The 14,210-nt window shown below is 71.9% G+C and carries 13 protein-coding genes and 1 pseudogene; 9 read left to right on the top strand and 5 right to left on the bottom strand.

Annotation, left to right across the window (positions count from 1 at the left end):
• The 3 genes and pseudogenes from pcaH to ACFWSK_RS05550 all read right to left on the bottom strand — a co-directional run bounded on the left by pcaH (position 1) and on the right by ACFWSK_RS05550 (position 2,076).
• A complete protein-coding gene (gene pcaH / locus ACFWSK_RS05540; RefSeq protein WP_383782286.1) occupies positions 1–774 on the bottom strand; it encodes a protocatechuate 3,4-dioxygenase subunit beta in 774 nt (257 codons plus the stop codon).
• A gap of 134 nt (positions 775–908) precedes the next feature.
• A pseudogene (locus ACFWSK_RS05545) lies at positions 909–1,299 on the bottom strand (CoA transferase subunit A); the annotation flags it as partial.
• 252 nt (positions 1,300–1,551) lie between these two features.
• On the bottom strand, positions 1,552–2,076 hold the full coding sequence (locus tag ACFWSK_RS05550; protein ID WP_383782288.1) for a DoxX family protein: 525 nt from the start codon (positions 2,074–2,076) through the stop codon (positions 1,552–1,554).
• Positions 2,077–2,272: 196 nt separating this feature from the next.
• Between ACFWSK_RS05550 and ACFWSK_RS05555 the strand changes: the two genes are divergently transcribed.
• Together ACFWSK_RS05555 and ACFWSK_RS05560 are read left to right on the top strand one after the other, a co-directional pair.
• The gene (locus tag ACFWSK_RS05555; protein WP_383782290.1) at positions 2,273–4,288 is read left to right on the top strand and encodes an FAD-dependent oxidoreductase; all 2,016 of its coding nucleotides are present in this window, start codon (positions 2,273–2,275) and stop codon (positions 4,286–4,288) included.
• Positions 4,289–4,322: 34 nt separating this feature from the next.
• Positions 4,323–4,865 (top strand): PadR family transcriptional regulator, encoded by a 543-nt coding sequence (locus tag ACFWSK_RS05560; protein ID WP_383782292.1) that lies wholly within the window; start codon positions 4,323–4,325, stop codon positions 4,863–4,865.
• Between the two features lie 46 nt (positions 4,866–4,911).
• Here ACFWSK_RS05560 and ACFWSK_RS05565 read toward each other — a convergent pair whose 3' ends face one another.
• The gene (locus ACFWSK_RS05565; RefSeq protein ID WP_383782294.1) at positions 4,912–5,874 is read right to left on the bottom strand and encodes a hypothetical protein; all 963 of its coding nucleotides are present in this window, start codon (positions 5,872–5,874) and stop codon (positions 4,912–4,914) included.
• The gene (locus ACFWSK_RS05570) at positions 5,871–6,743 is read right to left on the bottom strand and encodes a phosphatase PAP2 family protein (protein ID WP_383782296.1); all 873 of its coding nucleotides are present in this window, start codon (positions 6,741–6,743) and stop codon (positions 5,871–5,873) included. Before ACFWSK_RS05570 ends, ACFWSK_RS05565 begins: the two co-directional genes overlap by 4 nt.
• 162 nt (positions 6,744–6,905) lie before the next feature.
• Between ACFWSK_RS05570 and ACFWSK_RS05575 the strand changes: the two genes are divergently transcribed.
• The 7 genes from ACFWSK_RS05575 (at position 6,906) to ACFWSK_RS05605 (ending at position 14,038) form a co-directional block, all read left to right on the top strand.
• Positions 6,906–7,541 carry a TetR/AcrR family transcriptional regulator gene (locus ACFWSK_RS05575; protein WP_383782298.1) on the top strand — a complete coding sequence of 212 codons (636 nt, stop codon included), beginning with the start codon at positions 6,906–6,908 and terminating at the stop codon, positions 7,539–7,541.
• A 234-nt stretch (positions 7,542–7,775) separates the two neighbouring features.
• Positions 7,776–8,573, top strand: coding sequence for an SDR family oxidoreductase (locus tag ACFWSK_RS05580; protein WP_383782300.1), 798 nt, complete (start codon positions 7,776–7,778; stop codon positions 8,571–8,573).
• Between the two features lie 59 nt (positions 8,574–8,632).
• Positions 8,633–9,646, top strand: a complete 1,014-nt coding sequence (locus ACFWSK_RS05585) for an SPFH domain-containing protein (RefSeq protein ID WP_383782302.1) — start codon at positions 8,633–8,635, stop codon at positions 9,644–9,646.
• Positions 9,643–10,542, top strand: a complete 900-nt coding sequence (locus ACFWSK_RS05590) for a hypothetical protein (protein WP_383782304.1) — start codon at positions 9,643–9,645, stop codon at positions 10,540–10,542. Before ACFWSK_RS05585 ends, ACFWSK_RS05590 begins: the two co-directional genes overlap by 4 nt.
• A 646-nt stretch (positions 10,543–11,188) precedes the next feature.
• On the top strand, positions 11,189–12,979 hold the full coding sequence (locus ACFWSK_RS05595; RefSeq protein WP_383782605.1) for an ABC transporter ATP-binding protein: 1,791 nt from the start codon (positions 11,189–11,191) through the stop codon (positions 12,977–12,979).
• Between the two features lie 69 nt (positions 12,980–13,048).
• On the top strand, positions 13,049–13,549 hold the full coding sequence (locus tag ACFWSK_RS05600; protein ID WP_383782306.1) for an NUDIX hydrolase: 501 nt from the start codon (positions 13,049–13,051) through the stop codon (positions 13,547–13,549).
• Between the two features lie 87 nt (positions 13,550–13,636).
• Positions 13,637–14,038 carry a PLDc N-terminal domain-containing protein gene (locus ACFWSK_RS05605; protein WP_383782308.1) on the top strand — a complete coding sequence of 134 codons (402 nt, stop codon included), beginning with the start codon at positions 13,637–13,639 and terminating at the stop codon, positions 14,036–14,038.
• Positions 14,039–14,210 lie beyond the last annotated feature (172 nt).

The raw sequence follows: 14,210 nt of genomic DNA on the forward strand, positions 1-14,210 counted from the left end.
TCAGCGTCCTTCCTCGATCCAGGTGGCGGCGGGGCCGTCGAGCACGATGTCCCAGCGGTAGCCGAGCGACCACTCGGGCCGGGAGAGCTCGTGGTCGTAGGTGGCGACGAGCCGGTCGCGGGCGGCCGCGTCGGTGACGGACTGGAGGATGGGGTCGTAGGCGAAGAGCGGGTCGTTCGGGAAGTACATCTGGGTGATCAGCCGTTGGGTGAAGGCCGGTCCGAACAGCGAGAAGTGGATGTGCGCGGGCCGCCAGGCGTTCGTGTGGTTGCGCCACGGGTAGGCGCCCGGCTTGACCGTGGTGAAGGTGTAACTGCCGTCGTCGCCGCTCAGTGTCCGGCCGGTCCCGGTGAAGTTCGGGTCGAGGGGCGCCGGGTGCTGGTCGCGCTGATGGGCGTACCGCCCCGAGGAGTTGGCCTGCCACAGCTCGATCAGCTGGCCACGCACGGGCCTGCCGTCGCGGTCGAGCAGTCGGCCGCTGACCGTGATCCTCTCGCCGAGCGGCTCGCCCTGGTGCTGACGGGTGAGGTCGCTGTCGAGCTCGGTGATGTCCGTCTCGCCGAAGGCGGGCGAGGCCAGTTCGACGGTCTCGGGGTCCTGCCTGACCCCTATCGGAACGAGGGGCCGCTGAGGGTGGCGCAGGAGGCTCGACCGGTACGGGGCGTAGTCGCGGGCCGGGTGGTGGGCGCGGGGAGCACCTTCGGCCACGGCCCTCTCGTACGCCTGGCGCTGCTGCGCCATCTCCTGGTCGATGGCGGCCTGGGTGAGTGCCATGAGTCTGTGAACTCCTTTTCTGCGTGTCGGCCCGGGGCGGGGCGGTACGGACGATGCGGTCACGCCCGGGGGCTCAGTGGCGGACCTCGGCGGCCGTCCGCTCCACGATTTCGGCGGCGCCGGCTCCGGGAGCGCACCGTGCCGGCCATGGCGGCGAGCGGATTGAAGTTGCGGGCCGGCTTGTTGAAGACGAGGTTGCCGTGCCGGTCGCTCCTGGCGGCCCGTACGAGCGCGAAGTCGGTACGGATACCGCGCTCCAGGATGTACGGGACGTCGTAACTCGCGCACTTCCTTGGGCGGGGAGGCCGGCGCGACGCCGCCCTCGCCGTCGTAACGCCACGGCAGACCGCCGTCCGCGACCTGGGTGCCGACGCCGGCCGGGGTGTAGAAGGCGGGTGTGCCCGTGCCGCCCGCCCGGATCAGTGCGTTCGGCACACCGCTGAGACCGAAACCGCCGACCGCGAGCGTCGCGCCGTCGCGGACATCGGCGACGGCCTCGTCGGCCGAGGACACCACTTTGTCCATGCCCGCCCCTCCCTCGCCCTGCTCCGTTGTGTGCCGCACCGCGGCAGAAATGCTCAGTGCACTGAGCATTTATGACAGGGCAGAGCCTGACACCGGGAGAGTCCGAGGTCAATACCATCCGCGCAAAGTGCGAGGGCGAGAGCTCGCGGCCCTACGGGGGCGGGCCGCGGCGGGAGCATGGCGACGCGCGGCCGGAGCACGCCGTCGTGTTCCCCGTCCGCGCGATGACGCAGCTCGCCGGCCCCGTAGGGCCTACTCCTCCTCGGCCTGGGCCGCCTGCCCCCTCGCGCGCCTGCCGACGACGGCCGCCGCGGCCACCGCGCTGCTCGCGAAGGCCAGGGCCACCACCCAAGGCCGGTCGAGGACGTGCCAGGTGACCTCGTCGAGCGAGTAGCGGCCGGGACCGCTGAGCCCGATCGCGGCGGCGGTGAAGCCGAGGAACGCCGGGTACTCGTATCCCCCGCCCTGCGCGAAGAATCCCGCGGGTGCGTGCACGGCGACGGCACCCGCCATCGCACCGGCGGCGGCGGCTCCCGCCGCCGGAGTGGCGAGGCCGAGGGCGAGCAGGACACCGCCGCCCGTCTCGCCCAGACCTGCGGCGACCGCGCTGTGCTTGGGCGGGTGGAAGCCCATGGCCTCCATGGCGGCCGTGGTGCCTTGGATGCCACCTCCACCGAACCAGCCGGTCAGCTTCTGCGTGCCGTGGGCGGCGAGGACCGCGCCCGTGCCGACACGCAGGACGAGCAGGCCGAGGTCACGCCGGCTGAGGCAAACCATGGGTGTCTCCCAGAGGTGGGGTGTGAACCAGTACGCATCCACTGTCGTCGCACCCGGCCCTCGGTGTGCGGCCGTACTACGCCGTCCGGGCACGGCGCCCGCCGCCAGTGCGACGTACGTCATTATGCAACTTGTTGCACAATGCCGCCGGTGTGGTCTACAACTGGCTCGACGACACTGCGCGAGGAGACGCCGGATGAGCCCGTACCCCACTCTGCTGAGCCCGCTGGACCTCGGGTTCACCACCCTCCCCAACCGAGTGCTCATGGGATCGATGCATATCGGTCTGGAGGAGGTCGAGCGCGGCTTCGAGCGCATGGCCGCCTTCTACGCGGCCCGTGCCCGTGGCGGGGTCGGCCTCATGGTCACCGGTGGCATCGCGCCCAGTGCCCGCGCCTGCTCGTTCCCCGGCGGCGCGAAGATGACGACCGAGGCGGAAGCCGATCAGCACCGGCAGGTGACCGAAGCGGTGCACGAGGCCGGTGGCCGGATCGCGATGCAGATCCTCCACTTCGGGCGGTACGCCCACCACGCCGACCTGGTCGCGCCCAGCGCGCTCAAGGCTCCGATCAGCGGCTTCACCCCGCACGCGCTGACCGACGACGAGGTCGAGGAGACCATCGAGGACTTCGTCCGGGCCGCCGAACTGGCGCAGCGCGCGGGGTACGACGGGGTCGAGATCATGGGCTCCGAGGGCTATCTGATCAACGAGTTCATCGTCGCCGCCACCAATCACCGCACCGACCGCTGGGGCGGCAGCTATGAGAACCGCATCCGGCTGCCCCTGGAGATCGTGCGCCGTGTCCGCGAGCGCGTCGGCACCGACTTCATCCTCATCTACCGGCTCTCCATGCTGGACCTGGTGCCCGGCGGCTCCACGCTGGAGGAGGTCGTCCAGCTGGCCCGCGAGGTGGAGGCGGCCGGCGCCACGATCATCAACACCGGTATCGGCTGGCACGAGGCGCGCATCCCGACCATCGCCACGTCGGTGCCGCGCGGCGCCTTCACCTGGGTGACCGAGAAGGTGCGCGGCGCCGTCTCCGTACCCCTGGTGACCAGCAACCGCATCAACACCCCCGAGGTCGCCGAGGAGATCCTGGCCTCCGGCCGGGCGGACATGGTGTCGATGGCCCGGCCGTTCCTCGCGGACCCCGACTTCGTCGCCAAGGCGGCGGCGGACCGCGCCGACGCGATCAACACCTGCATCGGCTGCAACCAGGCGTGCCTGGACCACATCTTCAGCCTCCAGATCACCTCCTGCCTGGTCAATCCGCGCGCCTGCCACGAGACGGAGCTGGTGCTCAGCCCGACCAGGACCCGTAAGAGCGTCGCCGTCGTCGGCGCCGGCCCTGCCGGTCTGGCCTGCGCGGTCACGGCGTCGGAGCGCGGCCACGCGGTGACGCTGTTCGACCTGGCCGACGAGATCGGCGGCCAGCTCAACGTGGCGCGCCGGGTCCCCGGCAAGGAGGAGTTCAACGAGACCCTGCGCTACTTCCGTACGCGGCTCAGGGAGCAGGGCATCGAGGTCCGGCTGGGTACCCGGGCGACGGCGGAGATGCTCGAAGCCTTCGACGAGGTCGTCATCGCGACCGGGGTGGAGCCCCGCTCCCCCGCGATCCCGGGCGTGGACCACCCCAGCGTGGTCAGCTACCTGGACGTCCTGCGGGACGGGGCGCCGGTCGGCGACCGGGTCGCGATCGTCGGTGCGGGCGGTATCGGTTTCGATGTCGCCGAGTTCCTCACGGACGGCGGCGACGCGGCCTCGCTGGACGCCGAGGTGTTCTTCCGGCAGTGGGGCGTCGACACCTCGTACGCGGACCGGGGCGGTCTCCGCACCCCCGAGCGGCCGAAGCCGCCGCGCACCGTGCACCTGGTCCAGCGCAAGACGAGCAAGGTCGGGGCCGGTCTCGGCAAGACCACGGGATGGATCCACCGCACCGAACTGCGCCACCGCGGCGTCACGATGATCGCGGGCGCGTCCTACGACCTCATCGACGACGAGGGCCTCCACCTGACCGTGGACGGCGAGCAGCACGTGCTGGCCGTCGACACCGTGGTCCTGTGCGCGGGGCAGGAACCGCGTCGCGCCCTGTACGAGGAGATGGCCGCAGCGGGCCGGCCGGTGCACCTGATCGGCGGCGCCGACGTGGCGGCCGAGCTGGACGCCAAGCGGGCGATCCGTCAGGGCACGGAGCTCGCCGCAGCCCTGTGACCCGCCGGGCCCGCCCCTCCCTAGGATGCACTCCATGTCACTCCCGCACGCGATCCTCACCGCCCTGCTCGAAAAGCCGTCGTCGGGGCTGGAGCTGACGCGCAGGTTCGACCGGTCGATCGGCTACTTCTGGTCGTCCACGCATCAGCAGATCTATCGCGAGCTGGGGAAACTGGAGCAGTCCGGGCAGATCCGGGCCCTGCCGCCGGCTCAGCCGGCCCGTGGGCAGAAGAAGGAGTACGAGGTCCTGCCCGCGGGCCGCGACGAGCTGGCGGCCTGGGTCGCCCTCCCCGAGGACCCCCGGCCGGTCCGCGATCCGCTGTTGCTGCGCATGCGTGCGGCAGCGGTCGTCGGGGCGGCGGGGCTGGGTGCCGAACTGCGCCGCCACCTCGCTCTGCACCGGCGTCAGCTGGAGGAGTACCTGCGGATCGAGGAGCGCGACTTCCCGCCCGAGCGGACCGCCGACGAGGACCGGCTGCGGCACCTCGTGCTGCGCGGCGGAATCGACATGGAGACTTTCTGGATCGGCTGGCTGACCAGAGCCCTCGCCGACGAGCCGGTCCTCGCGGAGGACTGAAGCCCGCCTGACGGAATCAGGCCCGGCACGATCCGGACGGCAGTCCCTACGCGCCGCCCACCGAAGAGGTCATCGCCTCGGCGCCGAGCGGCTGCCGGTCCAGTGCGCGGGGGCTGCCGATGATCACTCTCGACGGCGTGGGGGCTGCCTGCGAAGGGGCGGCCGACGGGTTCGGCCCGGCCGCCTCCGCAGTGGCCCGGCTGAGCAGGATCACACCGCGTACGGCAGCCGTGGTGCCGAGCAGCGCGGGAATCAGGCTGATCGCCCCGCCCTGGAGCCGCTCTCCCAGCAGGGCCATGCCGACGGCTGCGGCAGCCACCGGGTTGGCCAGCGTGACGACCGCCAGCGGGGCGCCGAGTCCGCCCCGGAACGCGATCTGCGCCAGCAGCAGACCCCCCATCGCGAACACCGAGACGAACAGCGCGACGGTCACCAGCCGCCAGCTGATCAGCGGCCCCGTGGTGTGGTCGGTGACGGCGACCGTGAGGGTCTGGGTCAGCGCCGAGGCGACACCCGACGTGATGCCGGCCGCCGTCGCGTGCCGGAGCCCCGGCCGCGTGCCGGGCCTGCCGAGTACGGCGACGATCGCCATCGTCGCCCCTCCCACCCCGAGCGCCTCCGGCAGCGTCAGCGTCTGGTGCGCGGCGCCACCGCCCGCCGCGAGCAGCAGCGCGCCGAGGCCGAGCAGGGTGAGGACCGTGCCGCGCCATTCTGTACGGGTGACACGGCGCCCCGCGGAGCGTGCGCCGAGCGGCACCGCGGCGACGAGCGTGAGGGCTCCGAGCGGCTGGACCAGCGTCAGCGGGCCGTACTTCAGCGCCACCACGTGCAGCAGGGCGCCTCCGGCGTTCAGACCGACCGCCGACCACCAGGCGCCCCGGCCGAGCATGCGCAGCACACCGTCGGTCGGTTCGGTACGTCCGGCGAGCCGGGCCTGCGCGACGGCGGCCAGCGCGTAGGCGGCGGCGGAGACGAGGGACAGCGCGACCGCTGTGAGCGTGGCGTTCATCGCGGGCCTCCGGACCTGACGAGCACCGTCGCCCCGCTGGGCGCCGCGGCACCCGCCGCGGCCATCCCCGCCGTGGCGGGACCGGGCACCCCGGACACCGTTCCGGCGGCGGAGGGCCACGGGAGGTGGACCCTGGCCCGGCCGGGGCGGGGCAGCCGGAGCGCGGCGAGCGCGACGGCGAGCAGTGCGGATACGACGATCGCGTCCAGCCAGTAGTGGTTGGCGGTACCCACGATGACGAGCAGCGTGGCCGCGGGGTGCAGCAGCCACAACCAGCGCCACCGGGAGCGGGTGGCAACGATAAGGCCGACGGCGACCATCACGGCCCAGCCGAAGTGCAGCGAGGGCATCGCGGCGAACTGGTTGGCCATGGAGTCGGTCGCGGGCGTGGCTCCGTACACCGTCGGGCCGTACACCTGACCGGTGTCGACGAGGGCGGCGGCGTCCAGCATGCGGGGCGGGGCGAGCGGGAACACCAGGTGGAGCGCGAGCGCGGCACCCGTGAGCACGGCGAGGATGCGGCGCGACCAGACGTAGTGGCGCGGGCGGCGCCAGTACAGCCACACCAGGAACAGCAGTGTGGCGGGGAAGTGGACCGTCGCGTAGTAGGTGTTCGCCAGGTGGATCAGAGTGTCGCCGTGCAGCAGCAGCCCCTGCACCGCTCCTTCGTCGGGGAGACGCACGGCGCGCTCGAAGTCCCAGACGTGTCCGGCGTTGCGGAACGCCTCCTCGACATGTCCGTTCGCGGCCTGGCGGCCGAGTTTGTAGACGAGGAAGAGTCCTACGACGAGAAGAAGCTCGCGGACGAGGGGCGGTCGGGCAGAAGTGTCCGGCTCCCGTTCTGCAGGCTCTCTGCGGGCGTGTATCACCCGGTGCCCCTTTGCTGACGAAGCGCTGTTACGGCGGCATGGTCCACTCCATGCCGTATCGATACGCCAGTGTACCGATACGCGAACGTATCGGTACACCCGCGTATCGGTACACTGGCGTATCGAAGGACCTCGTCGCACCGTCGCTGAGAGGGAAAGCCCATGTCGTCGCACGAGCCCGCACAGGAGTCAGCAGCCACCTCCCGCCGATCGAAGATCACGCCGGAGCGGGCACAGGAGCTCTACGCGGCGGTGCTGGATCTGATCCGGGAGAGCGGTTACGAGGCGCTGACCATGGAGGGAGTCGCCTCCCGCACCCGGTGCGGGAAGTCGACGCTCTACCGGCAGTGGGGCTCCAAGCCGGAGCTGGTCGTGGCCGCCCTGCACGGCACCAGGCGCATGCTGCTTCCGCCCATCGACACGGGCTCGCTCGCCGACGACCTGCGGGAGGCCGCGCGGGCCATCGGTGCGGCCTCGGGGCACGACACCCCGCTGTCGCACGCGCTCAGCCACGCCGCCCTGCAGAACCCGGAACTGCTGTGCGCCCTGCGCGAGGCGCTGATCCTGCCGCAGATCGCCGCGATCGAGGACATGGTCCGGCGCGGCCGGGAGCGCGGCGAGATCGCCGCGGACGCCCCCGCCGCCGAGTTCGTGGCCACGCAGCTCCTGGGCGTCATGCGGGCCCGGCCCCTGCTGGAGGGGCGGTACGCCGACGAGGCGTATCTCACCCGTTTCGTGGAGAGCTCGGTCCTTCCCGCGCTGGGAATCGGAGCCGAGGCCGCCCCGCCCGGGGCCTGATGAACGTGGGCCGTCGTCCCCAGCGGAGGACGACGGCCCGCCTGCGCCGCACCGTGGGGACGGGGGCGGCGCACCGTCCGGTCGGCCGGTGTCCTCTCGCGAGGTCACCGGCCGGCCGCGTTTCCCGCACCTCACCGATCCCGCCCATCCCCTGCCCCTCCTCAATCAAACAAACAGTTGGTAGATTCCCGCCCACCGGGCAGCCCCGTAACCCGACAGCGGCAGAGGCGGATCATGGACGTCGGCAACCCGATCGACTTCACCGGGCGAGTGGTGATCGTCACCGGCGGGACCAAGGGCATCGGCGCCGCCATCGCCGAGGCATTCCTCGCCTCGGGCGCGGACGTCCTCGTCTGCGGCCGGAGCGCCCCGGGCACCCTGCCGGGGAGTGATGGGCGGCGGTGCGCGTTCAGGGCGACGGACGTCCGTGATCCTGAGGCCGCGGCGGCGCTCGTGGACACCGCCGTCGAACGGTTCGGGCGACTGGACGTGCTGGTCAACAACGCCGGAGGGTCGCCCGCCGCGGACGCGGCCACCGCGTCCCCGCGCTTCGTGGAGAAGATCGTCGCTCTGAACCTGCTCGCCCCGTTCTACGTGTCGCAGGCCGCGAACCGGGTCATGCAGAGCCAGGACGAAGGCGGCTGCGTGATCAACATCGGAAGCGTCGCCGCCCGCACCCCGCAGCCGGGCACCGCCGCGTACACGGCGGCGAAGGCGGGTCTATGGGGACTGACCCGGGCCCTGGCCCTGGAGTGGGCCCCACGGGTGCGCGTCAACCACATCACCACCGGCCTCATCCGCACCGAGAGCGCGGCGAAGGTCTACGGCGAGGACGGCGGGGCAGCGGTGGCCGAAGTCGTCCCGATGCGACGGATGGCGGTCCCCGGCGATGTCGCGCACGCCTGCCTGTATCTGGCGAGCGGCCTGGCGGCCTATGTCAACGGCGCTGATCTGGCGGTGCACGGCGGCGGGGAGCTGCCCGCCCGCTACCTGGCGGCAGGGGGAGTCCGGATTCCCTTTTCGTCCCCTTGACGATATAGCCCCTCCCCCGTTATCGTCCAGGTGACGACAAAGAGGGGACCGGGATACACATGGCCGACATCACCAGGCGCTTCGGCTGGCGCCACCTGCGCTCCGCGCCCACCGCGCACATCCGCCACCACAAGCGCGGCAAGCTCAGCCACGACGGCACGGGGCTCAGCTTCTGGTACCGGTCACTGACGGCGGCGCTCTCCGAGGTACCCGTCGACGACCGCGAGCTCGCCATGGCCTTCCACGCCCGCACCGCCGACTTCCAGGACGTCACCGTGCAGGCCACCGTGACGTACCGGATCAGCGACCCCGCCGGAGCGGCGGCCCGGCTGGACTTCTCCGTGGACCCCGACACCGGTGCCTGGCGCAGCGCACCGCTGGAGCAGATCGGCACCCTGCTCACCGAGACCGCGCAGCAGCACACGCTCGACGCCCTGGCGCGCACGCCGCTCGCCGTCGCGCTCGTGGACGGCGTCGCGACGGTAAGGGAACGGGTCGCCACCGGCCTCGCCGCCGAACCCCGCCTGCCCGACACCGGCATCGACGTCGTGGCCGTACGCGTGGTGGCCATCCGGCCCGAGGCGGAGGTCGAGCGCGCGCTGCGGACCCCGGCCCGGGAACAGATCCAGCAGGAGGCCGACCGGGCCACCTACGAACGCCGGGCCGTGGCGGTCGAGCGCGAACGGACCATCGCCGAGAACGAGCTCGCCAGCCAGATCGAACTGGCCCGCAGAGAAGAGCAGTTGGTGGACCAGCGGGGCACCAACGCGCGACGGGAGGCCGAGGAGAAGGCGGCGGCGGACGGAGTGCGCACGGAGGCCGAGGCGGCCCGCAAGGTGCGCCTCACCCGCGCGGAAGCGGAGGCGGCCCGCGATATCGGTGCGGCCCGCGCCGAGGCCCAGGCCGCCTGGCTCCGCGTGCACGCGGACGTCGACCCCGGGACCCTGCACGCCCTGGCGGCCACCCGGCTGGCGGAGAACCTGCCGCGCATCGACAGCCTCACCCTCTCCCCCGACGTCCTCACCGGGCTGCTCGCCAAGCTCGGCCGCCCGGAGACCGGGACCCGGCCGTGAGCCTCGCGCCGCGGGCCGTGCTCGTCCACCGCACGACGGAGTACGAGGAGTTGCTGGCCCGGCACGGCACACACGGCCAGGCCGCGTTCTTCCTCTCCGGGCGCGGCCGGTCCATCGAGGAGGTGGCCCTGCGTCATCACCGCACCCAGCAGGCACTCAACGACGTGGCGGCTGCCGTCCCGCTCCAGTGGCGGCGGTCCCGGGTGGAGCGCCAGGATCTCGACCGCTTCCTCTTCGGCCCCGAGGACGTGGTGATCGTGGTCGGCCAGGACGGACTGGTCGCCAATGCCGCCAAGTATCTGTCGGGTCAGCCGGTCGTGGGGATCGACACCGATCCCGGGCGCAATCCGGGTGTCCTCGTACGCCACCGCGCGCGGGACGCCGCGGCCCTGCTCCGGTCGGCGGCGGCGCCGGGCGCCCAGGTGGACACCCTCACCATGGTTGAGGCGGTGGCCGACGACACCCAACGGCTGATCGCACTGAACGAGATCTACCTCGGGCCGCCCGGCCACCAGACCGCCCGCTACCACCTGGCCGCCGACGGCGCCCCGCGCGCCGGGGAGGCCCAGGCGTCGTCGGGCGTCCTCGTCGGCACCGGCACGGGCGCGACGGGCTGGCTCCGCTCGCTCTGGCTGGAACGCGGCAGCGAACTGAGTCTGCCCGCACCGTCCGATCCCCGGCTGCTCTGGTTCGTACGCGAGGCATGGCCGTCGCCCGCGACCGGCACGTCACTGGTGGCGGGTGAACTGGGGCGCGGGCAGGGCCTCGAACTCACCGTCGAGTCGGACCGGCTAATGGTGTTCGGCGACGGGATGGAGGCCGACGCCCTGGAACTGACCTGGGGCCAGACCGTCCGGCTCGGCATCTGCGCCACGTCGCTGCGGCTCGCCGTGTGACATCCGGCCGGCCTGCCCCACCCTTCCGCCCTGTCCCGCCCGTCCCGTCCGGTCCGAGACGAGGCCCCCGAAGCGCGGGCACCGTGCATGACAAGGCCCACGGGCACGGGCCATGACAAGGCCGGGGGCGGCCGCCGCCCCCGTACGCGTATGCCTTCGCAAGCCCCCGCGACCCATGCGCGGCCACAGCGGGAGAGCGCGGCCCCCTCGCACTTCACCAACGCAATGCAATCCCCCGATCGAGCGTCTTCCCACCGCACGAGTGATTCGAACGCAGGATTACGACCGCCGCGCCGGACGCTCCACGGGCTTCGCGACCCCGTACGCACATCCTCTCGACAGGTAGTCCCCGCTCCTCCGTTACGGCCGCTTGATCAGCGGCGTTGTCCGGGCGCTCGTGTCCGGCGACACCACTCCAGGAGGAGTAATGAGCCCTGTCCGCACCCGCCTTGGGCGTTTGCGCGTTCATCCCGCGTTCGATGCGATCCGTTCTGCCCTCGGCCGGTCGGCACCCGGTATTGACGCCTCCTCAGCCCTGCGGGGCGATCACGCCGCTGCCTCGTTGCCACGCCAGGAACAGAAGTCCGGGACCCCGCGTCCCTCCGCACCCGAGCTGAATTTCGTGGGCCGGGTGCACTCCAACGCCATGGAGGACGCGTCACTGGCCGACATGGCGCGCCGTATCCCGGCCGCGCTCGGGCGCACCTTCCGGCTCGCCTGGTCGGTCGACCGGCGGATGGTCGTGACCGTGCTCGTGTGCCAGGTCCTCTCGGGCATCGGGACCGCCGTGATGCTCGCCGCCGTGGCGCAGGCCATGGGTCCCTTGTTCGGCGCCCCCGGCGCGGCGGCGGGTCTGCGCGAGGCCGGGCCCTCGCTGCTGGTGGCGGGCGTCGCCCTGGGGGTGGGTTCGGGCGCCTGGATCGTGGCCGACTGGGCCACCCGCAGGCTGAACCCGCAGGTCGCCTCGGCCACGGATCTCGCCATGGTGGACCTGCTCATGCGGGTCGAGCTCTCCGCGTACGACGAGGAGGGGTTCACCGACCGCAGTCAGGCCGCGGAGATCGGCGCCCTGCGCGCCGTCGACCTCGCCGAGGACGCCAAGAACATGACCAACGGCCTCGTGCAGCTGCTCTCGGCGGCGTCCGTGCTCACGGTGCTGCACCCGCTGCTCCTCGGTGTACTGCTGCTGTCCGTGGTGCCGCGCGGGATGGGCGGGGTGATCAGCGCCCGGATCGACTACCGGGTGTTCGACGCCTCGGTCTCGGCCCGCAACACCCGGGGCATGATGCGCTGGTTCCTCACGACCCCGACACTCGCCGACGAGCTGCGCGCCAACACCATGCGGCCCTACCTGCACTTCTGGTACCGCACGATGTGCGACCGGGTCGAGGGCCGGGCACTGGCGGCGGCGCCGCTCCACCTCCGCGTCAACGCCCTCGCGGCCTCGCTGAGCGGGGTGTTCACCGTCGGGATGTGGGGTTCGCTGGCGGCGCTCGTCGTGTCGGACCGGATGACGCTCGCCATCGCGGGCACCGCGATCGTCGCCTCCCAGACGGCGGGACGCTCACTGAACGCGGTGATCCGCTACGGCGCGGCCATGTTCCACCACGCCCTCTATCTGGACGACTACCACCGCTTCCTCGGCCGGGCCCGGGAGCTCACCACCCGTCGCGGCACCGCGACGCCGCATGCCCCCGCCGAAATCCGCCTGACACAGGCGGCCTTCAGCTACCCGAAGAAGTCCACGCCCGCCCTGCACCCGGTCTCCCTCACGCTGCGCCGGGGCGAGGTCGTCGCGCTGGTCGGTGAGAACGGGGCCGGCAAGTCGACACTCGTACGCCTGCTGACCGGGCTGACGCTCCCCACCGCGGGATCGGTGCACTGGGACGGCACCGACCTGGCCTCGGCGGACGCCGAATCGGTGTGGCGCCATGTCGGCCTCGTGCCCCAGCAGAACGGCCACTGGCCGCTCGCCGCGCGCGAGAACATCGACCTCGGTCAGCCCCGGAGGCACGGTGACGACCTCGTGTGGCAGGCCGCCGAACAGGTCGGCATGGACGAGGCGATCCGGGAACTGCCCGATGGCCTGGACACGCTGCTCGCCCGTTCCCTGTGGGGCGGCCACGAGCTCTCCGGCGGTCAGTGGCAGCGGCTGGCGTGCGCCCGTGCGATGTACCGGAAGCCCGGTTTCCTCATCCTCGACGAGCCCACCAGCGAGATGGACGCCCGGGGTGAGCACCGGATCTTCTCGGAGCTGCGCGGGATGGCACGGGACCGGATCACCCTGGTCGTCACCCACCGCCTGGACAATGTGAGGATGGCCGACCGGATCATCGTCCTGGACAAGGGCAGCATCCGGGAGGAGGGGACCTTCGAGCAGCTGGCGCACGCGGGCGGACTCTTCGCCGAGCTGTACGCGCTGTCGCAGGACCGCTGACGATTCCGGGCGCCGCGTCCGTCACCGGGCGCGGCGCCCCCGTTCCGCACGCGCAGGGAGCAGAGCAGCATGACCACTGATTCCGTGGACCGTCACACCCGCAACACCCGTCCCCCGGTGGCACAGGCGGCGCTCGGCGTGGGCGTCATCGTGCAGGACCAGGAGGGCCGGATTCTGCTGGGCCGGCACCACAGCGGCACGTGGGAGCTGCCGGGCGGGAAGGTCGACCCGACGAACGAGTCCATCGCCGCCGCGGCCGTGCGGGAACTGCGCGAGGAGACCGGGCTGGAGGTCTCCGAGGACGCGGTGACGGTCTTCGCGATGCTGCACGACGTGGTCGGCGGCATCAACCGCATCTCCATGGGGGCCGTGGTGACGGTGGGGTCCGGAGTCCCCGAGGTGACCGAGCCGGAGCTGATCAGCGCCTGGCGGTGGACCGGCCTCGACGAGATCCCGGAGCCGCTGTTCCACCCTTCGGCTCAGGTCCTGACGGCCTGGCGCCCGGACCTCGCCATCGAGCACCCGGCGGCGCACCACCTGCCCATCGGTGTGGCGCACCGGGCCGGCTGAGCACGTACGCCTTTCGGCCGCTCCGGGATGCGGGACATTCGGCACAGATGTATGAATAAGGAACGAATCGTGTGATCGGAGTCACCCGTGGACGATTATCCGCTCCTGAACGTCTTCCTCACCATGCTGTACCTGTTTCTCTGGGTGCTGTGGTTCTTCCTGCTCTTCAAGGTGGTCACGGACATCTTCCGGGACCACTCGCTGAGCGGCTGGGGCAAGGCCGCCTGGCTGATCCTCGTCATCCTCCTGCCCTATCTCGGCGTGCTGGTCTACCTCATCGCCAGGGGCCGGAGCATGGGCGAACGCGATGTGAAGCAGGTCAGGGACCAGGAAGCCGCCTTCAAGCAGTACGTGCGGCAGGCCGCCGGCAGCGAGGGCGGGGGCGGCAGCAGCCATGTGACCGACCTGGCGAACCTCGCCCAGCTCAAGGACAAGGGCGACCTCACGCCGGAGGAGTACGAGAAGGCGAAGGCAAAGCTGCTTGCCTGAACCAGTCCCGCACATCCGGAGGGGCCGAATCGGATCACTCCGGTACGGCCCCTCCGGTCCACGACTCCTGCGTGGGTGGCTCCGGTGTTCGCGGGGCAGACCGTCGCCGGGCACGTGTCGGTGGGGTGGCCGGGGCCCACCGTCCCCGGATGCAGCAGCTGTTGGCAGGAGG

The sequence above is a fragment of the Streptomyces sp. NPDC058620 genome, assembly GCF_042717135.1.
Taxonomy (GTDB): domain Bacteria; phylum Actinomycetota; class Actinomycetes; order Streptomycetales; family Streptomycetaceae; genus Streptomyces.